The organism is Bradyrhizobium retamae, assembly GCF_001440415.1.
GTDB lineage: Bacteria > Pseudomonadota > Alphaproteobacteria > Rhizobiales > Xanthobacteraceae > Bradyrhizobium > Bradyrhizobium retamae.
In genome coordinates this window covers 1-21,592 of sequence record NZ_LLYA01000193.1, presented here as the reverse complement: position 1 = coordinate 21,592, position 21,592 = coordinate 1, and the positions used below count along the sequence as shown (strand labels likewise).

Below are 21,592 nucleotides of genomic sequence, written 5' to 3'. Positions count from 1 at the left end.
AAGGCGGGTTAAGCGTAGCGCTGCTACCGTTCGACGTGCATGAACGGAGGAGCCAGCGTCATGATGACCACGCGCCAAGTGATCCTATCGCCCGTTCGCGCAGCAGTCGCGGCGCTCGCTGTCACCTGCACCGGACATGCGGCTGCTCAGGTGCTCGGTCCCCCGCCGAGCGTAGCGCAACCTCCTGCGGCCAGTAGGCCGGCTCCGGTGCCCGGCGTACAGCCTTCCACCGATTGGCGCGCGTCGCTGGCCGAGCTGAAGCTCACGCCGCGCGGCGACCTCGTGCGCAAGAAGCATCATATGGAGGTGGACGCCATCACCTCCGACGGGCGGCGCGTCGTGGTGTCCTTCGATCTTATGGGTCGGCTCTGGGAGACCGAGGACGAGTCTCACGACAAGCACCGCTATGGAGATTTCCGCGCCGTCGATCCAGCGGTGGCCGTGCAGGCGGCCACCCGCGCCGGCTTTGCTGAGCCCTCGGCCGTAGAGGTTAAGAAGAACCACACGGTCGTGCGTGCCCGCACGCAGAAGGGTGAGACGGTTGATCTCCACATCGACCGAGGCGGATACATCTACAAGCAGGTGTGGGTGCGGCCGTGGCAGTGATGGGCGAGCGGATCACCCTCGCGGTGCTGTCTCTGGCAGCGTGCCTGCCAGGCGGGTATGTCCTCATCAAGCTCGCGCTTTGGAGTTCCGTGGTTGGGGATTTGCTCTACTGGGGCGATCTCGATCTGCGCGATCTGATCTTCCATCCGCTCCAAAGCGGCCGCGCGATCGTCCGTGGAATCGCCGACGATGCAGGCACGATTTTTCTCTTCCTTTTCTACGGCGCGGTAGTTGTGGTACCTGTCTGGCTTCTGCTGTCGTTTGTGGGAAGACGCGGCGCGAGGTCAAGCGCACGTCCTCCAGCCAAGTTGCAACCGACTTCATAGCCGCGACCAGCCCTCCATGAGGAACTCGATTATGTCCTTCGGCGCGTCGCTCAAACCACGATGTGATCACCCGCCGTGGCGTCTGGCGTCCCCTTGGCGGCGCCTTGGCTTCGGGTTGCTATTGTCGCTGCTCGTCATGGGACGAGCCGGCGCAGAGGAGGCCATGCCGCGGCCCACGCCGCTTCCTCCGGCGGCGAACGAAAGCCAGACTTCGACAAACGCGCCGCTTCCTCCAGCCAACACTGGGCGAGACGGGCCGGTTATTCTGGAGGGTAAGGTCGTTGAGATTTTTGGCAACCGGTTTATCCTCGATGCCGCGGGTGAGCGCAGCCTCGTGGAGCCCACCGGCGACCAGCCGATGTTGTCCGCCAGTGTCGGCGACAACGTTCGCGTCGAGGGACAGCGCTTCGGCGCGGTCATCAGGGCGGAGCGCATTTTCCGCGGGACCGAACTCCTGCTGGCGCCGGGCCCCGACGCAGCGCCAACGGCCCTTTCCCCAACCATCACGCCACCGGCAGCTGTCCCACCCGAGCGAACTGGAATTACGGCCATCCTACAAGATCTCAGCCTCACTCCGATCGGCGCGCCTGTCCGCAAGAAACATCATACCGAGATCCTCGCGCGCATGCCTGATGGTCGGACTGTATACGTCTCGTTGGACCGTTCCGACCGACTTTGGGAGATTGAAGATGCCGAGCATGACAAGAAGAGCGCTGTTCCGCGCGGCCTCACCCGCGACGATTACGCGCGCCTGGCCAGGGAGGCAGGTTTCAAGCCGAACGGCGGCTTCGATCAGAAGCGTAATCATGTCGAGTTGGAGGTGACCAATCGCCGAGGCGAGCGATTGGAACTGCACATTGACCTCGCCGGCACGATATACAAGCAGATCTGGCTGTGGTGATGGCCGGGATTTTCACAGGGGGCGACGGGATTGCGATTGCTTCTGGTGGAGGATGAGACCTCGCTGGCGGAGGAACTAGCCGGCGTGCTCAGGCGCGCCGATTTCGCCGTGGATACCTGCGCCACGGCTGCCGAGGCGCGGGAGGCGGGGCTCATCGAGCCGTATGACGCTGTCATCCTCGATCTCGGCCTTCCCGACGGCAATGGTCTCGATGTGCTGGCGGATTGGCGGGCGCAAAAATCCCTGCTTCCCGTGCTGATCCTCACCGCCCACGATCGTTTCGCCGATCTGGTGGCGGGCTTCCGGGCCGGGGCGGACGACTTTCTCGCCAAGCCCTTCCGCAACGAGGAGGTGGTGCTGCGCCTGATGGCACTCATCCGGCGCAGCGCCGGCGGAGCCCAGGGACCGATCGTGTGCGGCGATCTCGCCTTGGATGCGGCCTCGGGCGAGGTGACGATGTCCGGGCTGCCGCTCAAGCTCACGGCCTTCGAGCGGCGCGTGCTGCGCTACCTGCTGATCAAGCAGCCCGCCGTGGTGAGCCGAACGGAACTGAGCGATCATGTCTACGAACGCGATACGGACCGGAATTTCAACTCGATCGAAGTTATTGTCAGCCGCCTCAGGCGCAAAATAGCGCCCTGCCAAATCGAGACCGTGCGCGGTGAGGGTTACCGACTGGACGCCGGCCATGGCGACTAAGCGGTCGCTTCGGCGGCAGGCGCTCACCACCTTGCTCGTGTCGATCGCGGGCGTGATGCTAGTCGCCCTCGTGCTTTCGGTGTTGCTGCTGCGCTTCACTCTTCTGAGGGATTTTGAGACCCGCCTCCGGGCGTTAGCGCAAGACCTCCAAGCCACTGTGACGCGAGGGCAAGATGGCGCGATCGATCTTGGCGACTTCACTCCCGATGCTGCCTTCAGCGAACGCTTTTCCGGCTGGTACTGGCTCGTACGTGACGGGGAGGCGATCGTTGCCCGCTCTCGCTCTATGGTAGCGGAAAGCCTCCCCTCCAGCGGGCTCGGCGAAACCCAGCCTACCAAGGGACCACGCGGTGAGGCGCTTCTGGCGCTCTCGCTTTCCGTACGCGGCGCGGACGGGCTCTTGGTAACCGTCGCTGGCCCAGAGAGCGCGATTGACCGCGCGTTGCTCGACGATCTCTGGATCGTTTTGAGCAGCGTCGTGACGCTCGGACTCATGCTGATGTTGGTCGTCTGGTCGCAGGTCAATCGGGCTCTCAAGCCGCTTCAAGACCTCGCTGAGGATCTGGGCCGGCTACGAACTGGGGCTCTTACCGAGGTCCCACCATCTCAATTCTCGGAACTCAACGCCGTCGTCACGCTGGTCAACGCGCTGCTCGCGGACAGCCGAAACCTCGTCGCCCAAGCGCGCGACACGGCGGCTAAACTGGCGCATGGCCTGAAGACGCCCCTAGCTCTGCTCGCTGCCCGTTTCGGGACTGGTGGGACGAGCCCGGACCTCAAGGTAACGGACGCCGTCGATAGCATGCGATGCCTCATCGACCAGAACCTCAGGACGGCGCGTACGGCGCGCGCATCAGCGGCTTTCTCCGACACCGTTCCCTTGCGACCGGTCGTCGAAGACCTCGTCTTCGCCTTCAGCCACGTCTTTCGTGAGCGCCAGCTGTTGGTCGACGTGGACATCTTGGAGGACTTGGCCTTTCGGGGATCTCGCGACGATCTGCAGGAGATGTTGGGTAATCTCCTCGAAAACGCCCATGCCTGGGCGGCATCGCGAGTCAGTGTGAGCGTCGGCCGGGAAGAGAGGGATGACCTGACCATCGCCATTCGGGATGACGGGCCGGGCTTCCCCGACTCGATTCTCGTCGCCATGACGCAGGACAACTCGTCGTCACCTGCGGATTACGCCACCAGCCCGACAGGCGAACGCGCCCAATCGAATGGCCTCGGCCTGAGGATCACGCGGGACATCGCTACACGATATAACGGTCGGCTCGAACTCGCCAATTCGGCTGGGAATGGTGCAGTCGCGACGCTGAGACTACCCTGATCTCGACTTGATGCGGCGATGTCGCCTTGGGTCCAATCGCGTCATGGGGCGCGTGCTTCACCGGCAGAGCGCGACGACGGTGCAGGGGAGGGCTGGCTGATGGCTGCGATCGAGCTTCGCAACATCGTCAAGATATTTGCCGACCCCAAGCGCGCTCGCGAGCTCCTGACGCTGGACAATATCGACCTCGACATCGATGGGAACGATTTCGTTTGCCTGCTGGGACCGTCGGGTTGCGGCAAGTCGACCTTGCTCAACATCATCGCCGGGTTCGAAAGTTCGGCTTCGGGACAAGCTCTGGTAGACGGCGAGATCATTGAGAGACCGGGGTCAGACCGCGGCGTGGTTTTCCAGCAACCGACGTTAATGCCTTGGCTGAGCGCGATCGACAATGTTGCATTCTCCCTGAAGCTCAAAGGCGTTGCGAAGCAGGAGCGCCAGCAGAGAGCCATGGAGTTTATCGATCTCGTCGGTTGAGGGGATTCGAGCATCATCACCCCGCCGAATTGTCGGGCGGCATGAACTAGCGCGTCGGCATTGCGCGCGCACTGTTGATGAAACTGCGCGTGATCCTGATGGACGAGCCGTTTGCGGCGCTCGATGCGCAGACCAAGCTCGAAATGCAGGAAGAACTAGTTGCGATCTGGCAGAAGCACCGCTGCACGATTGTGTTCGTGACGCATAGCGTCGATGAAGCGCTCGTGCTGGGCAACAAGATCGTCGTCGTGACCCGAAGGCCGGGGCGCATTCGTGAATCCGTCACCTTCGACCTGCCGCGGCCACGCGACATCACGAGCCCGGAATTCAACGACGCGCAGCGCTCAGGTGTCCTAGCCATGAAGGAGACCGCGCTGACTCCCCGCGATGGCGGTTTGCTGGTAGGCTTCATCGAAGATGACGTTACGCCGATGGTGCCGGCCGACCGAAACGTGAAATCGTGATGATTGCGATGCGAACGCGCCTAGGGATGCTCGCGCCATCGTCGAATTCGGTTCTCGAGCCGGTGACCTACGCCATGCTCGCCGGAGCCCCCCAGGATCAGCGCGCATTTCTCCCGCTTCCGGGTGACCGAGATCGGGCTGGATGCGCAGGCGCTCGATCAATTCGATCCATCGAGGATGTTGCCCGCTGCGGATTTGCTTGCCGACGCGAAGGTCGAAGCCATGGCCTGGAACGGCACGTCGGCCAGCTGGCTTGGAATCGAGCGCGACCAGAGCCTTTGTGACGCTATCGGTGCACGCACGGGAAAGCCTGCCACGACGTCAACACTGGCCTGCATCGATGTGGTGCGGTCGAGTGGTGCGCAACGCGTTGGCTTAGTGACGCCCTATACGGACGATGTGCAACTGCGTATCGGCAAGGTCTGGGCGGGCGCGGGCGTTGCCTGTCATGCCGAACGACATCTGGGCCTGCGCGATAATTTTTCGTTCGGGCAGGTAGCTCCGGCCGAGATCGCCGGCATGATCCGTGCCGTTGCCGCAGAGGGATGCGACGCGGTCGTGATCCTCTGCACGAATATGGACGGGGCAGCCATTACCGCGGCCCTGGAGCGCGAACTCAATGTCCTGATTCTCGATTCGGTCGCGGTCACGCTGTGGCGAACGATGTTGCTTGCGCGTGCAGACCCGGGAATATTGTCAGGCTGGGGGCGGGTCTTTCAGCTCCCGCTTTCCTAGAAGCGACCGGAGGCAATTCACATGGCACAGTTTGACCTCGCCATCCGCGGCGGCACGATCGTGACGGCCAGCGATGAATTCCGGGCCGATATCGGCATTCGCGATGGCCGCATCGTGAGCATCGCCGACCGCATCGAGGGCGCGGCGCGGGAGATCGACGCAACGGACCTGCTGGCATTGCCCGGCGGCATCGACAGCCACGTCCATATTTCGCAGCCGTCGGGGCCAGATGTCGTGATGGCCGACGACTTTGCCTCCGCCACCCGCGCTGCCGCAGCCGGTGGCAACACCACCATCCTGCCGTTCGCCCTGCAGATCAAAGGCTCATCGCTGCGCGCCTGCGTTGAGGCGTACAAGAAACTCGCTGATGGTGAATGCTACATCGACACGTCGTTTCACCTGATCATATCCGACCCGACCGCGGTCGTTCTCGGTCAGGAACTGCCCGCGCTCGTGAAGGATGGCTACACGTCCTTTAAGGTCTTCATGACGTATGACGACCTCGTTCTAAGCGACAAGCAGTTGCTCGAGGTTTTCGAAGTCGCGCGCCGCGAGCAAGCGCTCGTGATGGTGCATTGTGAAGGCTACGATGCCATCCGCCACCTGACCGAAAAACTGGAGCGTGAAGGGCATATCGCACCGTATTTTCATGGAACGTCGCGGCCGCAAATCGTGGAAAGAGAAGCGACGCACCGCGCGATCAGCCATGCCGAGATAGTGGGCGTCCCAATCATGATTGTGCACGTGTCGGGCAGGGAGGCGATGGAGCAGGTGCGTTGGGCTCAGCAGCGGGGCTTGCCGGTGCATGCGGAGACCTGTCCGCAATACATCACCCTGACCGCCGACGATATGAAGGGTCTGAATATGGACATGAGCGGCGCGAAGTATGTGTGCTCGCCGCCGCCGCGTGATAAGGCAAGTCAGGACGCGATCTGGGACGGTATCATCGGCGGTGTCTTCCACACCTTTTCATCCGATCATTGCCCGTTTCGCTATGACGATCCGAAGGGCAAGCTGACGCCAAATTCGCGCACGTCGTTTTGCTGGGTATTAAACGGGATTCCCGGAGTGGAGACGCGTCTTCCGATCTTCTTCTCGGAAGGGGTGTCGAAGGGGCGGATCAGTCTTCAGAAATTCGTGGAGCTGACGTCGACCAATCACGCACGAATCTACGGCCTTTATCCGCGCAAGGGCTCGATCGGCGTAGACTTCGACGCCGACATCGTTCTGTGGGATCCGAAGCTCAAGAAAACGATCCGGCAATCCGATCTGCACCACGGTTCTGATTACACGCCGTGGGAGGGATTTGAGGTAACAGGCTGGCCGGTCATGACCATCGCCCGAGGGCAGGTCGTTGCGGACAATGGAAAGATCGTCGGCACCAAGGGGGCCGGCGAGGTGATCAGTCGCGGCAGATCGAGCCTGATCTGAGCTGCAGCCGCTCCTGTTTAAGGTAAAATGCCGTCGAAAACTCTCTCCGATTTGAACGCCTGCAGCAGAGACGACTTCGTCACTGCCCTCGGCAACGTCTTCGAATGCTCACCCTGGATAGCCGAACAAGCTGCTTTGGCAAGGCCGTTCGACGGAGTGCGGCAGCTGTTCGACGCGATGAAGACTGTCGTCGACCAAACGGCACCGGAGCTCAGGCTTGCCTTGATTAGGGCTCATCCAGATCTCGCCAACAAGTGCGAATTGAGCGTGCGCTCGCATGATCAAACAGGCTTTGACTTGCTCGAGCTAGGTCAAACTTGCTCATGATGGATTGGAACCAGAGGTCGAGTCCTTCGATTAGTTAGATGACGGCGGTGCGCAATGAAAGATCAAACGAAATCGCGAAAAATCGACTTGAGCGGCCTCGAACTTAACGGATGTGCGCACCAGGCGACGTGCCAAATTTATCGAAGCGGATTTAATTGAGGGCCCAATTCGCGAGATGAGCGCTTATCGAACGGCCGCTGTTGGCGGATTGTGTTGAAAAAGTCGAAAATCGCGGAGCTCCGGAAATCTCGCGAATGTCGAATGTTGATGATCTCTGCCGCTGCACGGCTCTGCACTATCGATGCGAGCGTCGGTGGTCGCTTTTGCGTTAATCGATGTGGTCCCTCACATCGCAGCGCGTGAGACGCACGAGCGGTCCTAAGAATTTTCAGTCATCAGCCAAAAAAGACTTTTTCAACACAATCGGCGCAAAGGAGACGTGCGCCAAAAACCTTACGGACGCGAGGTGCCAATAGCGGAGAAAACGGCTGACGAGATATTCGCATCATCAAGCTGCGTTTCTTGGGTCCATTCGACGCAACCTCCGCTGAACGTGTTGGTATCGACGGCCGCATGGCCGCACAACTTCGATATCACCGCGGCTTTCCAGGCGCTTCCGGCAACCGGGATAGTTTCGCGCAGCGCCCTGCATAGTTTTGCTGCAGCAAGACATGAATTGAAGCAATTCTCGCCGCAACAACGCGCTTGACATAATGGTTGATTCAAGGGAGCCTAAACTGCAAGCGTTGGGCGAAGCGGCCCCATAACGCTACAAGTTCAAACCTTTTCCAACACCGCGCTTTCGAATTCAAGCGTGTCCAGTTGGCGGCGAGGGCGCCCTCGGCTTCACAGCCGGCGGGCGCTTTTTTTGTTTTTGGATCGGGCGGATGGCGCGGAAGCACTGTCGTATCGGCGTAATGTTCTCGACGACCGGGTCTTACAGCGTCGTCGCGCGCTCGATGCTGAATGGCGCCCTGCTGGCGTTCCGTGAAAATGCCGAGGCGGGCGGGCCGGTTGCACTGGAACCCGTCGTGGTCAACCCGTCGGGCGATCCCGCGCGCTACCGCGCGCTCAGTCTCGAACTGCTCGCTGCTGGCATCCGCCAAGTGGTCGGCTGCTATACGTCTTCGAGCCGCAAGGAGGTCATCCCGTGCTTCGAGAAGTTCGACGGGCTGCTCTGGTATCCGTCGCACTACGAGGGATTCGAAAGCTCTGACAATGTGATCTACACCGGCGCATCGCCCAATCACCACGTGCTGCCGTTGGTCGACTATCTCGCTTCGCGGGTCGGTATCCGCGCGTTCTGCGTCGGCTCCAACTACATCTGGGCCTGGGAGAACAACCGCATCTTCCGCGAGGCGCTGACTGCGCGTGGAGGCACCGTGGTCGCGGAGCGGTACCTGTCCGTGGGCGACACCGAATTTGACCAGGTGATATCGGCGATCCTCGACCAGCGTCCCAATTTCGTCTTCAACAATCTGATCGGCACCAGTGCTTACGCGTTTTTCCGTGCCTTCCGCGCCGCCTGTCGTGCACGCGGCATCGATCAGGCCAGCGAAATTCCCGTGGCGAGCTGCACACTATCGGAACCGGAGCTGGCGGAAATCGGTGGGGAGGCCGTCGATGGGCATCTCAGTTCCAGCGTGTATTTCTCTTCACTGAATTCGCCGGCCAACGCGACATTCATCGCCGCCTACACCAAGGCCTTTCCCGGCGGGCCGGTGTCGTCGGCCGATGCGGAGGCGTCCTATATCGCGGTCAAGCTTCTGGCCGCGTCGCTCGAGCAGGCCGGGACCGATGATGCGCGCACCGTGCGCGCCGCGGTCGCGAACCGGCGCCTGAGGGCGCCCCAGGGCGAGGTATGCATTGATCCGCATACGTATCACGCCTGGCTGACGCCCCGCATAGGTCGTTCGGCCGTCAATGGACAATTTGAAGTGCTGCTGGAAGCGCGTAGTCCCGTCGCTCCTGATCCCTACCTGGTCCAGTCGTCGCCGCGCTTCGCCGTCGACATGCGTTCCCCCATGCTCAGAGTGGTGCAATCATGACATCCCGACTGCTGCAGAATTTCAAGGGTGGCCGCGCTCTCGTGATCACCGCGCGTGGTGGATGGGAGAGCACGCTCGAAAGCACGCTCGCCAAGCTCGGCGTCTCATCCGAATATCCTGAGATCGTCGGCGGCCGCGCGCAGATCGACGTCGGCAGCCTGCAGCCTGAGCGGGACATCCTGTTTGTCGACGGCGATCTCGAAGGCGCGGTTGCGATCGAGGTCAATTCCGCCTCGCGTCTGCCGCCGGTGCCGGTGATCGGGTTGGTGGGTGTCGAGGCGCCGAGCCGGCTCAAGGCGCTGGTCAATCTCGGGGCCACGTCCTTTCTGCGTAAGCCGGTTCATGGCGGTGCCGTCTACACGTCGCTGTTCATGGGCATCAACCAGTTCCTACTGCGCAGCGAAATGTATGCCCGCGTTCAGGACCTCGAAGAGCGCCGTCGCGGTCGCCGTGCGGTTATCCGCGCGGTCATCCTGCTGATGCAAGAGAACGGGCTCGATGAAGAGGGTGCCTATTCCCAGCTCCGCCGCGAAAGCATGCGCGCGCGGCAGAATCTGGAACTTTACTGCGAAGAGGTTCTGAGCAGGCGGGCGAAGCCGCCCGACATTCCCGGCCGCGCGACCAGCACCACGCTGCAAGGCGGTAACAAGCAAGCAATGTAGGAGACACCGACATGACCAGAAGTGTATTGCGGGGGCTGCGCGCCGCAGCCCTCACGGGGACGCTTGTCCTCGCGTCCGGCGCGGCGTTCGCGGAAGGCGCCATCAAGCTTGGCGTGCTGGAGGATCAGTCCGGCGATTTCGCGGCGGCCACCATCGGCAAGGTGCATGCGATCCAACTCGCCGCCGAGGAGATCAACAAGGCCGGCGGCATCGGCGGCCGACAGCTCGAGCTCGTCATCTACGACACCCAGTCCGATAACACGCGCTATCAGGAATTCATGCGCCGCGTGTTGCAGCGTGACAAGGTCGACGTGGTGTTCGCCGGCTTCTCCTCCGCCTCGCGCGAAGCCTACCGCCCGATCGTCGATCAGCTCAACGGATTTGCGTTCTACAACAACCAGTATGAAGGCGGCGTCTGCGACGGCCACATGATCGTCACCGGCGCGGTGCCGGAGCAACAGTTCTCCACGCTGATCCCCTACATGATGGAGAAGTACGGCAAGAACGTCTACACGCTCGCCGCCGATTACAATTTCGGCCAGATCTCGGCGGAATGGGTGCGCAAGATCGTCAAGGAGGCCGGCGGCAAGATGGCGGGCGAGGAGTTCATCCCGCTCGGCGTGTCGCAGTTCTCCCAGAGCATCCAGAGCATCCAGAAGGCGAAGCCAGATTTCGTGGTGACGCTGCTGGTCGGTACCGCGCAGGCTTCCTACTACGAGCAAGCGGCGTCCGCCAACGTCAATCTGCCGATGGCCTCCTCGGTCAATGTCGGGCAGGGCTATGAGCACAAGCGCTTCAAGCCACCGAGCCTGAAGGACATGTTCGTCACCACCAACTACATTGAGGAGATCGATTCTCCTGGCAGCAAGGCGTTCCTCGCCAAGTTCAAGGCGAAGTTCCCGAACGAGCCCTATGTGAACCAGGAAGCCGAGAACTCCTACCTCGCGGTCTATCTCTACAAGCAAATGGTGGAGCGGGCGAAGTCGACCAAGCGCGACGAAATCCGCAAGGTCATTGCCATGGGCGATGTCTGCATGGATGCGCCGGAAGGCAAGGTCTGCATCGACCCGAAGAGCCAGCACATGTCGCATACGATCTACCTCGCCAAGGTCGGTGCCGATCACTCGATCTCCTTCCCGAAAGTCTGGGAAGACATCAAGCCCTACTGGCTCGGTGAAGCCGGCTGCGACCTGACGAAAAAAGATCCGATGGCGCAATACACGCCATCGAATCCGCCGCCGAAACCCTGACCGGCGGCCGGTGTCGCCTCGGCGAACCCGGCACGCCGGGGCGACATTTAACTTCGGCGACGGCTTTCCGTCGCTTCCCGAACTTGCACCATCGGTTGGTCCATGGACATCGCGACGCTCTTATTCTCGGCGCTCTATCAATTCGGCGACGCCTTTGCGTTTCTGGTACTGTCGGCCTGCGGGCTCGCGGTGATCTTCGGCATGATGGGAGTGATCAATCTCGCGCATGGCGAGTTCATCATGTGCGGTGCCTACGTCACGGCTTCTACCGCCCATGCTGGCCTGCCGCTGCCACTCGCCATTCTGGCCGGTACCCTTGTTTCCGCGCTGGTCGGCGTGCTGGTCGAACTCGTTGTGATCCGGCACCTCTATGAGCGGCCGCTCGACACCATCGTCGCGACCTGGGGCCTCAGCCTGATTGCCACCCAGGGCACGCTGATCATGGTCGGCTCGACCATGGCCGGTGTCGGCACGCCGTTCGGCAGTTTTCAGGTCGGCGCCTACTCCTATTCCATCTACCGCATCGTGTTGTTCTGCGCCGCGCTCGGCGTGCTCGCCGGTCTCTATGCGCTGTTCAACTGGACCCGCTTCGGCGTGCTTGCCCGCGCCACCATCCAGGTGCCGCACATGGCGGCCGCGCTCGGCGTCGACACAAGGCTGATCTACAGCCTTACCTTTGCTTGCGGTGCCGGTCTCGCTGGTCTCGCCGGCGGGCTGTACGCGCCGACCATGACGCTGGTGCCGACGATGGGCGCCACCTTCATCATGGAAGCCTTTGTCACGGTCGTGATCGGCGGCGCGGACGTGTTTCTCGGCACCGCGCCCGCCGGTGTCGTACTCGCCGTGATTAAGTCGGTGATGACGTCCTGGCAGGGGCAGTTGTTCGGCCAGATCGGATTGTTGATTGCCGTGATCATCGTGGTCCGGGTGCTGCCGAAGGGCATCTCCGGCTTCGTGCTGCGCGAACGCACATAAGGGTCGGCAACCGTGAATGGATTGGTTTCGCTGTTTCGCAGTCTCGAGGGCTCGCAGACCGTCGGTCGCGGTCCCGGTTTCTGGGCGCTGTTCGCGATCGTGCTGGCGATTGCCTGCGCCTACCCGCTGTTCAGCGACGGTTATACCGTCGGCAACACTGTCTATTTCTTTGTCTGGGTTTTCATCGCGCTCAGCCTCTGCCTGATTTGGGGCTATGGCGGATCGCTTTCCTTCGGGCAGACCGCTTTCTTCGGCATTGCCGGCTACGGCTACGGCGTCCTCACCATCAATTTCGGCTCGGCCTACGGCTTCACCTTCGTCGCGCTGTTCCTCGCCATCGGCATGGCCGCGATGTTCGCGCTGCTGCTGGGGTACTTCATGTTCTTCGGCCGTATCGCCGGTGTCTTCCTGGGCATCGTGACGCTCGCGGTGACCCTGATGCTGGAACGGTTCATGGCGCAGACGGCGGGACCGGAATGGCGCATCGGAAGTGCCCGGCTGAATGGCTTCAACGGCATGAGCGCGATGCCGCCGCTGACGATCCCGTGGCCAGGCGGCCCCATCGTGCTGATCGCCGATATCGGCCTCTATTACTTCGTGCTCGGGCTTCTGGTGCTGGTCTATCTTGGTCTGCGCATCCTGATGAATTCGTCCTTCGGCAACGTCATTGTCGCGATCCGCGAGAATCCGGAGCGCGCGGAGATGCTGGGCTACGACATCCGCAAGTACCAGCTCATCACCTTCGTGATCGGCGCGGCGCTCGCCGGCCTTTCCGGCGTGCTATACACCGTGTGGGGACAGTACATCACGCCCTCCAGTATGGGCATGACGGCGGCGTCGCTGCCGTTGATCTGGGTGGCGGTAGGCGGCCGCAGCGATCTGACCTCGACCGTGATCGGGACCCTGGTGGTGCTCGCGGCGTTCCAGGCGCTGACCATCTATGGCAGCCAGTACGCACTCGTCTTCATGGGTGTGTTGCTCGTGCTCACCGTGCTGATCGCGCCGAACGGGCTCGTGCTCGGCGTCATGAACTGGCTATCCCGGCTGATCAGCCGCTACCGGGGAGCAAAGTGATGGCGCTCCTGGAGCTTCACGACCTCAACAAGCACTTTGGCGGTCTGCACGTCACAAATTCAGTCAACCTTGCACTGGAAGCCGGCGAGATCCACTGTCTGATCGGTCCGAACGGCGCGGGCAAGAGCACGCTGTTCCGACTCATTCTTGGCGAGCATCATCCGGGCAGCGGCAACATCTTCTTTGCCGGTGAGAACATCACCGCACTGAAATCCTTTGCGCGCATTCACCGCGGCCTCTCGGTCAAGTTCCAGGTGCCCGGCGTGTTCAAGGGTCTGTCGGCGCGGCAGAACCTGGAGATTGCGCTGCAGAGCCGGCATCGCGGCGCAGAGTTGGCGCAGGAAATAGATCGGCTGCTGGCTTTCCTCGGGTTGGAAGCCGAGCAGGTGCAGACCGCCGGGAATCTCAGCCACGGCCAGAAGCAATGGCTGGAGATCGGTATGGCGATCAGCCTGAAGCCGCGCCTGCTCCTGCTCGACGAGCCGACCGCGGGCATGTCGCCGGAGGAGACCCATATGACCGGCGAGATGGTGCAGCGGCTCAATGCCGAGGGGATGACCGTGCTGGCGATCGAGCACGACATGGCCTTCGTGCGTCAGGTCGCGCGGCGCGTGACGGTGCTGCATCTCGGCCAGGTATTCGCGCAAGGCTCGATCCAGCAGATCGTAGCCGATGAGCGCGTCGCTGCGATCTATCTGGGGCAAGCTCATGCGTAAGGAAGTAATTCTTTCGACGCATGTCTTGCGCGCCGGTTACGGCGGCAAGCCGGTACTGCAGGGTCTCGAAATCGAGGTGCGGGAAGGCGAGATCGTCGCCGTGATCGGCCGCAACGGCGTCGGCAAGTCCACGCTGATGAAAAGCCTGATCGGGCTGGTGCCTGCCATGAGCGGATCGATCGTCTATCGCGGCCAGGCCGTCGAGCTGTTGCCACCGCACAAGAGGGCGCGCCGCGGCATGGGTTACGTGCCGCAGGGGCGCGACGTGTTTCCGCGCCTCACGGTGGCGGAAAACATTGCCGTCGGTGCAACGATCAAGGGAGATATCCCCGAGGCGGGACGGCGGCGGATCGTGCAAGCCTTTCCGATCCTCGCTGAGCGCTGGAGCCAGCGCGCCGGCACCATGTCCGGCGGCCAGCAGCAGCAACTCGCGATTGGACGCGTGCTGATTGCCGATCCCAATCTCATTTTGCTCGATGAGCCGTCCGAAGGCATCCAGCCCAACCTCGTCCAGGACATCGCCCGCAACATGGTCGAGCTCAACCGCTCAACCGGCGTCACCATCATCCTGGTCGAGCAGAATCTCGACATGATCCGCGCCATGGCGCAGCGCTGCTACGTCATGGACAAGGGCCGCATCGTCGCGAGCCTCGACTGCGCCGCGCTCGATGACCAGGCGGAAATGCGCCGTCATCTTGCGGTCTGAAACCGTTCCACGCCGACAACAACCGAAAGGGAGAACACCGATGGCCTTGCAGAATAATTCGATCATGGCGAGCAAGGGCGTCGCCAAGGGCAAACCCGGCATCCGTCACATGATCACTGAGCAAGATCAGGGCAAGTACCACTATGTCTACGGCCCTTACGTCAAACCGGTCCTCACCATCGATCCGGGTGCTGTGGTCTCGGCCGAGACCCACGATGCGTTCGAGGGTGCGATCAAGCACGAGACCGACAGCCCGTCGAAGATCCTCAACTTCCCCTTCCTCAATCCGCAGAACGGGCCGATCTGGGTCAACGGCGCGGAGAAGGGCGATACGTTGGCGGTCTATATCGAAAGCATCGTGCCGCGAGGACCGCAGCCGCGCGGTACCACCGTCGTCATGCCGGAGTTCGGCGGCCTGGTCGGCACCGGCCAGACCGCGCTGCTCAATCCGGCGCTGCCCGAGCGGGTCAAGAAGCTCGAGATCACGCTCGAGAACGGCACCAAATGGAATGACAAGATCACGCTGCCGTATGAGCCGTTCATCGGCACCATCGGTACCTCGCCGGAGATCGAGGCGATCTCGTCGCTGGTGCCGGACTATTACGGCGGCAACATGGACCTGCCCGACGTCGGCGTCGGCGCGGTGGTCTATCTGCCCGTCAACACCAAGGGCGCGCTGCTCTATCTCGGTGACTGCCATGCCGCGCAAGGCGACGGCGAACTCTGCGGCGTCGCCATCGAGCATCCGACCGTGACCACGGTCCAGGTCGACCTGATCAAGGGCTGGAGCATCGCATGGCCGCGGCTGGAGACCAGGGATTTCATCATGACGATCGGCTCGGCACGGCCGATGGAAGATGCCGCGCGCATCGCCTATCGCGAGCTGTGCCGCTGGATGGCGGCCGATTACGGTTTTGAGGAGATCGACGCCTACATGCTGCTGACCCAGGCCGGTCGCGTCCGGCTCGGCAACATGGTGGATCCGAAATACACCCTCGGCGCCTCGATCAAGAAATCGTTCCTGGTCTAGAGGCGAACCGGTCATGTCGCGCGTACACAAAGTCGCCACCGTTCAGTTCGAACCGACGATGTTCGAGAAGGAGCGTAACATTGCGCGGCTGCTCGAATTCTGCGAGGCGGCGGCGACAGCCGGCGCCCGACTCATCGTCACGCCCGAGATGGGCACCACCGGCTATTGCTGGTTCGACCGGACCGAGGTCGCGCCTTTCGTCGAGACGATCCCGGGGCCGACCACGGATCGTTTTGCAGCGCTTGCGCGGAAACATGACTGCTACATCGTTGTCGGCATGCCGGAGGTCGACAGCGACGGAATCTATTTCAACTGCGCCGTGCTGATCGGACCCGAAGGCGTGGTTGGCCGGCACCGCAAGTCGCACCCCTATATTTCCGAGCCGAAATGGGCGGCGGCAGGCGATCTCGGCCATCAGGTTTTCGATACGCCGATCGGGCGCATCGCGCTGCTGATCTGCATGGACATCCACTTCGTGGAGACCGCGCGCCTCGTCGCCCTGCAGGGCGCCGACGTGATCTGCCATATCTCGAACTGGCTGGCGGAGCGTACACCGGCTCCGTACTGGATCAGCCGGGCGTTCGAGAATGGCTGCTACCTGATCGAAAGCAATCGCTGGGGGCTTGAGCGCGCGGTCCAGTTCAGCGGCGGCAGTTGCGTGATCGCGCCGGACGGGACCCTTGCAGCGGTGATCGATAGTGGGGACGGCTTCGCGCTCGCCGACATGGATCTGGACGTGGCCCGCGCGCGGCGCGTCGGCGGCGAAGCCGTGTTCGCCCAGCGCCGCCCCGAACTCTATCGGGGGCTGCTCTCCGATACGTTCAGCTGGAATCCCCGCGACTTCTTCAAGTTGTACGGCCACAAGCCCTGGCCGCCGGGGCAGACGTCGCGGGTCACGGTCGCGCAGATGAGACCCGGCGACGACGTCGAAGCAAATCTCGCTTGCATCACGTCCCTTGCGCGACGGGCAAAGCTGGAGGACAAGGCCGATCTCGTCGTGTTTCCGGAACTTGCGGTGAGCGGCCTCACCGATCCCCGCGCGCGAGCGCAAGCTGTCCCGGACCTGGCTACCGATCGGCTCTGCCGCTTGGCCGCGCAGCTCAAGATGTATCTTGTCGCAGGCGTCGCCGAGCGCGACCGCGACGCGATCTACAACAGCGCCTGCCTGATCGGGCCTGAAGGCCTCGTCGCGGTTTATCGCAAGACCCATCTGACGGACTCCGAGCGCGCCTGGGCAAGTCCTGGCGATGCCTGGGTCGTGGCCGACACGCTCGTCGGGCGCATCGGTCTTCTGATCGGTCACGACGCGTCATTTCCCGAAGCTGGCCGCATCCTTGCGCTGAGGGGGTGCGACCTCATCGTCTGCCCGGCAGCGATAAAGGAACGTTTCAGCACCGCGCATCCGGGATCGGTTGTGCCGCATAACTATCCGATCCCAACCGGCGCCGATCCCTATCATTGGCATCACTTCCGGGTTCGCGCCGGCGAGAACAACGTGTTCTTTGCGTTCTCGAATGTGTTCGATCCCGCCAAGGGATATCCGGGCCTCAGCGGCGTGTTCGGCCCCGACAGCTTCGAGTTTCCGCGCCGCGAGGCCATCGCGGCGGAGACCGAAGGCGCGACGACGGCAGTGGTTGACACTACTAATCTCGACACTGTCTATCCGACCAACGTCGTGCGTCGGAAAGATCTGGTCGCGATGCGGATGCCGCACAGCTACCGCGCGTTGATCAGGAACGATTGACGCGGGCGTTCAGGGTATGACGCCAATAATTGACGAGCGGACCAAGGCTCAATGTCCATTGCGTGGCCAAATCAGCGAAGGTCCGGCATTGGCGGCAAGGCGGACATCGACAGAGTTCGCTCGACGGAGAGATGTTCAAGCCTCATGCAGCGTAGTTAGTCCCCCGCTTCCTTCATCCGGGAAACGAGCAGATCGGCCACCAGCCGGCACGACGGCGACAGGTTGCGGCTGGCTAGTTGGACCAGCGTCACCTGAGTTGCTTGCAGGCGGCGGCCGCGCAGGGGCACCGCTATCAATAGGCCAGCTTGTAGCGACGGCACCGCCGCAACCCGGAGGAGGAAGGTGGCCAGTTCGGTCCGCGCCGCCAGTGTTTGCGCAAAAGCGAGAGAGTTCGTCTAATTGCAGATCTCGAGCCGGATCTTGACTTGGGCGCAGGCCCTTGCGCCGCGAAGTTTCCGATGGGCGTGTTCGCGTCTTGCCGGGTGCCTCTGTGTCCTTCCTCGATCCACTCTAGTAAACCGACAAGGAGAGACCGGTAGCGTTCCGAGCCGACCGCGTTTCGCGCGCGCTCAGTCGCTTCGGCGCGTCTTGCGGCAAACTCCTCCTTCTACTACAGGTGTCCATCAGTCCGGAGCAGGTTCACTCACGTGTTGCGAATTTGGTTTCGTGTGATAGAACGCCGCTCCAAAAAAAGTGGAGTTATGATGGCCAAGAAAACTAAAGTACGGCGTGAGTGGACTGCGACTGAAATTCACAAGCTTAAAGGTCTCGCTAAAAAGAAGGTTGGCGTAGATAAGATCGCACGTACCTTAAAGCGAACGGTTGCAGCGACTGCCGTTAAAGCCTCAGCGCTTGGCGTATCGCTGGATACGAGAGCATAAGGGACCGCCCGCGCATAAACTCTCTGACGGGTCACCAATTGGTTTCCGCATCGCCGTCCGTCATCCACTTTGATTTGATCCCGCTGGCCCACTCCGGCGGAGTTTTCCACGACATACACAACGCTCGCTCATTGATGCTGTGGGATCGAGCAAGGAGCTCGCAAACTGCGAAGCGTGTGTTGGCATACCACAACAAGGTGCTTGCCCTGTCACATCATCGACTCGGTATCCGGATAGACAACCCTCTCCATCAATAGGAGTGTCTCATGCCGGATTCGTCATCGTCTCCGAAATCGACAAACAGATTTGAACCGGAATTCGTTTCGACGATGCGCTCTGTTCTCGATGCGGCTATAGACCAGATTGATGTCGCCAACAGGACACCCGCCACAAAGGCGAAAATGGCACAACGAATCCTGCGTGCCGCATCAGATGGCGTAACGGATCCGGCGACGTTAACTGCTGTAGCGATTGAGGATGGGATGCAGCAAGCGGAATAGCGAGGGGCTCTGCTGCCCCAATGTGCTGATTTTCATTCAGGGAATGCCGTATACTAAGACCATGGTCCGCGACCCGCACCACGCAACTGCGTGGACAAACTCCTCGTCAGCCATTCAGCTCGCGAATGCACATCTCCACATCGGCAGTATGATGTTGCCCGACACCTAAGCTAAATCGGGCCAAGTCTGGTGGAGCGGCATGCTACTGAACAAACCCTTCGGGATCGCCGCTGGACGGTCGGGCGGCTTTTTTCTTCTCTTGGGCCGAAGGAAGGTCGCGCCGATTTGGTCGCCATTAACCCACGCGAGGGAGCAATGTCGGTAGGCTAGACCCGTAGAGGAAAGTAGAAGAAACAACTCTCTCAGGTTAAGCCCCTCGATCGATTCATTCACGGTCAGGGTGGCATCCACCTCGGACACATCGTTAATGGTACAGTCCCGGCGCCAGGTGCCATCTATCGCCGTTAAGTGCGCGGGCACGCCGTGCTCAAACCTGACGCGTCGATCGGGCCGATTGTCTTCGCGCGCATCCATTTTTTCCTCCATGTTCCCTTTTCCGGTTTTTCCGAATTCTCTTTTCGACGAGTTAACAATTTAGATTACACTGGCTGAGGGCAGCGCAGATCAGCCATGCCTGCAAGGTCCGTCATAGGCGTAGTTCGGGTAGCTCCGATGGTCGAAGTCCGACGGCATGGCGCTGCTTTCCTCCCTCGATCTGGTCGAAAATGTGGAATATGGGAATCGGGCTTGCCCGTGAAATCCGCAGGCCAAGTCGCTGGAGCACGACAGGCCCGCCATTCCGGTCTCCTCCGCGACTTTCCTTTTTGGTTGGGGCTCATATTAGACGGGAGATTGTGCGACCTCTTTGTCGCGGCTCAAACTTTGGAACGGTTTTCGCGGAATGCGCTGGAAGAGAGTTCGATCACTTCGCCGGTGCAGGCGAGCAAAGTCGCCGGCTGAGCGGCGCAACGCGAACTAGTCGCTCGGCTGCTCGATCCTTCCGGTGCGCTGAAAATACGACATGAGCATCTGGCAAATTAGCGCCCACGAAGTGCCGAAGCACCAGCCCGCCAACACATCGCTCGGATAATGAACTCCGAGATATATGCGGCTGACTCCGACCAGCAGGGTAAGGATCACGGCGGTCATTATAAGATGGATGCGAACAGAGCGGGAAGCTTGCGTTTGAGCAAGCATCAAGCCGAGCGTCAGATAGCAGACAGCCGAAATCGCTGCGTGCCCGCTCGGAAAGCTCAGCGTAGAGACCTGAGTGAGTTGAGCGACGAGATCGGGACGCGCTCGCGCAAAGGCAAGCTTGAGAAGGGTATTAAGAATGGCGCCGCTCAGGACCGTCGTCAAGACGAACAAACCGGCGCGACGTTTGCCTATGGCAAAAAGGAACGTGGTCACAACCGTGACCAGCAGTGCAAGTACCGCGGTACTGCCCAGTGCGGTGATGTCTCGCACAACGTCAAGCAACCATGGCGGCCCGATTGGCCGCGACAAGTCGGACGCATGGCGAAAGGCGACCATCAACCAACGGTCGAACGCGATAGGCTCTCCTTCGGTCACTTCCAGTGCGATGAACGCAAAACCGAACAGAAGAACGGCGACGAACAAAGTCGGAGCCCAAGACTTCAGATGCCTGGCAGCATTCTGCGATTCAGTTGTTCTCATCTTCGTCGCCTCCGGGGAGTTCAACTTCCATCAATCTCCAAAGATACGAAGTGAGGTTTGGCGGCTAAGCGAGCATTGGCAAGCGGATTGTGCGCTTTGCCAAAAGTCCCCGCCGCGGCCCGCGCTGCGCCGGCTTCCATTCACGGCTACGTCGCCGCCACTACGTTCGCGGGCTGCCTGACGCAGCCTTTCCGAAGGCTCGCCGGGCTTGTAGCCCGGATGCCGGGATTGGATCGCCTGGCCGACACTTGCCGCACGCATGACGTCACCAAGCGGGATCATCCGAATATAGGTGCCTCTCCTCATCCAGCCGCTCTGGGTGGGATCGACCGAGAGCCAGAGATTGCGAACCAGGACCTGGCCCTGATCGGGTGTCGGTACCGGGCTCTCTACAAAGCGGAAATCGTCTTCACGAACATTGCCTTCAGGTCTTCTGACAAGGAGCCATTGGCGATGGCGTCGTTGCTCATTGCTTTCCCCGTGCCGGAAATGGCAGCACCGGTGATAGCCTATGGCATTTTTGCGCTGACGCGGTGATTTAAAATGTCACACGGTCTGGGCTACCGAGTGCAGCTCATTGACGAGCACGCGCATGTTCTCGCTGTAATCGACGGGCACTACGACGAGATGCACGCCGCCTTCCGTGAAAGCAGCTTCCAGCATTGTCACGAGTTCCGAGACCTTGCCGACTCGGGAGCCCTTGGCGCCATATGACTTGGCATAGGCGACGAAATCAGGATTACCGAAGTCGAGACCGAAGTCGGAAAATCCGTCGACTTCCTGCTTCCATCGGATCATACCGTAGGCACGATCCTCGAGCACGAGCACGACGAGATTCAATTTGAGCCGCACGGCCGTCTCAAGCTCCTGCGAATTCATCATGAAGCCGCCATCACCGCAGACGGCGAGCACGCGCCTGTCCGGATAGATCAGCGACGCTGCGATCGCCGAAGGAAGACCCGCCCCCATGGTCGCGAGCGAGTTGTCGAGCAGCAGCGTGTTGGCGACGCTGGTGCGATAGTTGCGGGCGAACCAG

The 21,592-nt window shown here is 61.3% G+C and carries 22 protein-coding genes and 2 pseudogenes; 20 read left to right on the top strand and 4 right to left on the bottom strand.

Features of this window, described 5'->3' with window-relative positions; genetic code table 11:
• Window positions 1-60 precede the first annotated feature (60 nt).
• The 20 genes and pseudogenes from CQ13_RS33695 (at window position 61) to CQ13_RS41880 (ending at window position 18,879) form a co-directional block, all read left to right on the top strand.
• Entirely contained in the window at window positions 61-606 is a 546-nt protein-coding gene (locus CQ13_RS33695; RefSeq protein ID WP_057847109.1) for a hypothetical protein, read from the top strand.
• Window positions 597-932 (top strand): hypothetical protein, encoded by a 336-nt coding sequence (locus CQ13_RS33690; protein WP_156434058.1) that lies wholly within the window; start codon window positions 597-599, stop codon window positions 930-932. The genes CQ13_RS33695 and CQ13_RS33690 overlap by 10 nt, the downstream gene beginning before the upstream one ends.
• Window positions 933-963: 31 nt before the next feature.
• Complete coding sequence (locus CQ13_RS33685; protein ID WP_156434057.1) at window positions 964-1,833, top strand: hypothetical protein; 870 nt, start codon at window positions 964-966, stop codon at window positions 1,831-1,833.
• Between the two features lie 30 nt (window positions 1,834-1,863).
• Entirely contained in the window at window positions 1,864-2,532 is a 669-nt protein-coding gene (locus tag CQ13_RS33680; RefSeq protein WP_057847106.1) for a response regulator transcription factor, read from the top strand.
• On the top strand, window positions 2,522-3,859 hold the full coding sequence (locus tag CQ13_RS33675) for a sensor histidine kinase (RefSeq protein WP_156434056.1): 1,338 nt from the start codon (window positions 2,522-2,524) through the stop codon (window positions 3,857-3,859). Before CQ13_RS33680 ends, CQ13_RS33675 begins: the two co-directional genes overlap by 11 nt.
• 99 nt (window positions 3,860-3,958) lie before the next feature.
• A pseudogene (locus CQ13_RS33670) lies at window positions 3,959-4,800 on the top strand (ABC transporter ATP-binding protein).
• Window positions 4,800-5,535: pseudogene (locus CQ13_RS33665) on the top strand (maleate cis-trans isomerase family protein). The pseudogenes CQ13_RS33670 and CQ13_RS33665 overlap by 1 nt, the downstream one beginning before the upstream one ends.
• A 21-nt stretch (window positions 5,536-5,556) precedes the next feature.
• A complete protein-coding gene (gene hydA, locus CQ13_RS33660) occupies window positions 5,557-6,966 on the top strand; it encodes a dihydropyrimidinase (RefSeq protein ID WP_057847104.1) in 1,410 nt (469 codons plus the stop codon).
• Between the two features lie 27 nt (window positions 6,967-6,993).
• On the top strand, window positions 6,994-7,293 hold the full coding sequence (locus CQ13_RS33655) for a 2-oxo-4-hydroxy-4-carboxy-5-ureidoimidazoline decarboxylase (protein WP_057847103.1): 300 nt from the start codon (window positions 6,994-6,996) through the stop codon (window positions 7,291-7,293).
• Window positions 7,294-8,180: 887 nt separating this feature from the next.
• Complete coding sequence (locus CQ13_RS33650) at window positions 8,181-9,341, top strand: transporter substrate-binding domain-containing protein (RefSeq protein ID WP_057847102.1); 1,161 nt, start codon at window positions 8,181-8,183, stop codon at window positions 9,339-9,341.
• A complete protein-coding gene (locus CQ13_RS33645; RefSeq protein ID WP_057847101.1) occupies window positions 9,338-10,003 on the top strand; it encodes an ANTAR domain-containing response regulator in 666 nt (221 codons plus the stop codon). The genes CQ13_RS33650 and CQ13_RS33645 overlap by 4 nt, the downstream gene beginning before the upstream one ends.
• An 11-nt stretch (window positions 10,004-10,014) precedes the next feature.
• Window positions 10,015-11,253: an urea ABC transporter substrate-binding protein gene (locus tag CQ13_RS33640; protein WP_057847100.1), complete on the top strand. Its 1,239-nt coding sequence runs from the start codon at window positions 10,015-10,017 to the stop codon at window positions 11,251-11,253.
• Window positions 11,254-11,355: 102 nt separating this feature from the next.
• Complete coding sequence (locus tag CQ13_RS33635) at window positions 11,356-12,228, top strand: ABC transporter permease subunit (RefSeq protein ID WP_057847099.1); 873 nt, start codon at window positions 11,356-11,358, stop codon at window positions 12,226-12,228.
• 12 nt (window positions 12,229-12,240) lie between these two features.
• The gene (locus CQ13_RS33630; protein ID WP_057847098.1) at window positions 12,241-13,302 is read left to right on the top strand and encodes a branched-chain amino acid ABC transporter permease; all 1,062 of its coding nucleotides are present in this window, start codon (window positions 12,241-12,243) and stop codon (window positions 13,300-13,302) included.
• The gene (locus CQ13_RS33625; protein WP_057847097.1) at window positions 13,302-14,018 is read left to right on the top strand and encodes an ABC transporter ATP-binding protein; all 717 of its coding nucleotides are present in this window, start codon (window positions 13,302-13,304) and stop codon (window positions 14,016-14,018) included. Before CQ13_RS33630 ends, CQ13_RS33625 begins: the two co-directional genes overlap by 1 nt.
• Window positions 14,011-14,724 (top strand): ABC transporter ATP-binding protein, encoded by a 714-nt coding sequence (locus CQ13_RS33620; protein ID WP_057847096.1) that lies wholly within the window; start codon window positions 14,011-14,013, stop codon window positions 14,722-14,724. Before CQ13_RS33625 ends, CQ13_RS33620 begins: the two co-directional genes overlap by 8 nt.
• Before the next feature lie 40 nt (window positions 14,725-14,764).
• Complete coding sequence (locus CQ13_RS33615; protein ID WP_057847095.1) at window positions 14,765-15,754, top strand: acetamidase/formamidase family protein; 990 nt, start codon at window positions 14,765-14,767, stop codon at window positions 15,752-15,754.
• A 13-nt stretch (window positions 15,755-15,767) separates the two neighbouring features.
• Window positions 15,768-17,498, top strand: coding sequence for a nitrilase-related carbon-nitrogen hydrolase (locus tag CQ13_RS33610; protein ID WP_057847094.1), 1,731 nt, complete (start codon window positions 15,768-15,770; stop codon window positions 17,496-17,498).
• A 704-nt stretch (window positions 17,499-18,202) separates the two neighbouring features.
• Window positions 18,203-18,379 (top strand): hypothetical protein, encoded by a 177-nt coding sequence (locus CQ13_RS44750; RefSeq protein ID WP_197427526.1) that lies wholly within the window; start codon window positions 18,203-18,205, stop codon window positions 18,377-18,379.
• Window positions 18,380-18,645: 266 nt separating this feature from the next.
• On the top strand, window positions 18,646-18,879 hold the full coding sequence (locus CQ13_RS41880; protein ID WP_082637790.1) for a hypothetical protein: 234 nt from the start codon (window positions 18,646-18,648) through the stop codon (window positions 18,877-18,879).
• Between the two features lie 165 nt (window positions 18,880-19,044).
• Here the strand turns inward: CQ13_RS41880 and CQ13_RS33600 are convergent, their stop codons facing one another.
• From CQ13_RS33600 to CQ13_RS33585, 4 genes are all read right to left on the bottom strand, one after another.
• Window positions 19,045-19,413 (bottom strand): hypothetical protein, encoded by a 369-nt coding sequence (locus CQ13_RS33600; RefSeq protein ID WP_057847115.1) that lies wholly within the window; start codon window positions 19,411-19,413, stop codon window positions 19,045-19,047.
• Between the two features lie 441 nt (window positions 19,414-19,854).
• Window positions 19,855-20,556, bottom strand: coding sequence for a phosphatase PAP2 family protein (locus CQ13_RS33595; protein WP_057847092.1), 702 nt, complete (start codon window positions 20,554-20,556; stop codon window positions 19,855-19,857).
• Window positions 20,557-20,586: 30 nt separating this feature from the next.
• Window positions 20,587-21,069: a hypothetical protein gene (locus CQ13_RS47380; RefSeq protein WP_082637789.1), complete on the bottom strand. Its 483-nt coding sequence runs from the start codon at window positions 21,067-21,069 to the stop codon at window positions 20,587-20,589.
• Window positions 21,070-21,102: 33 nt separating this feature from the next.
• Window positions 21,103-21,592, bottom strand: a 490-nt coding sequence (locus CQ13_RS33585; protein WP_245309501.1) for a thiamine pyrophosphate-dependent enzyme, incomplete at its 5' end; no start/stop codon positions are given.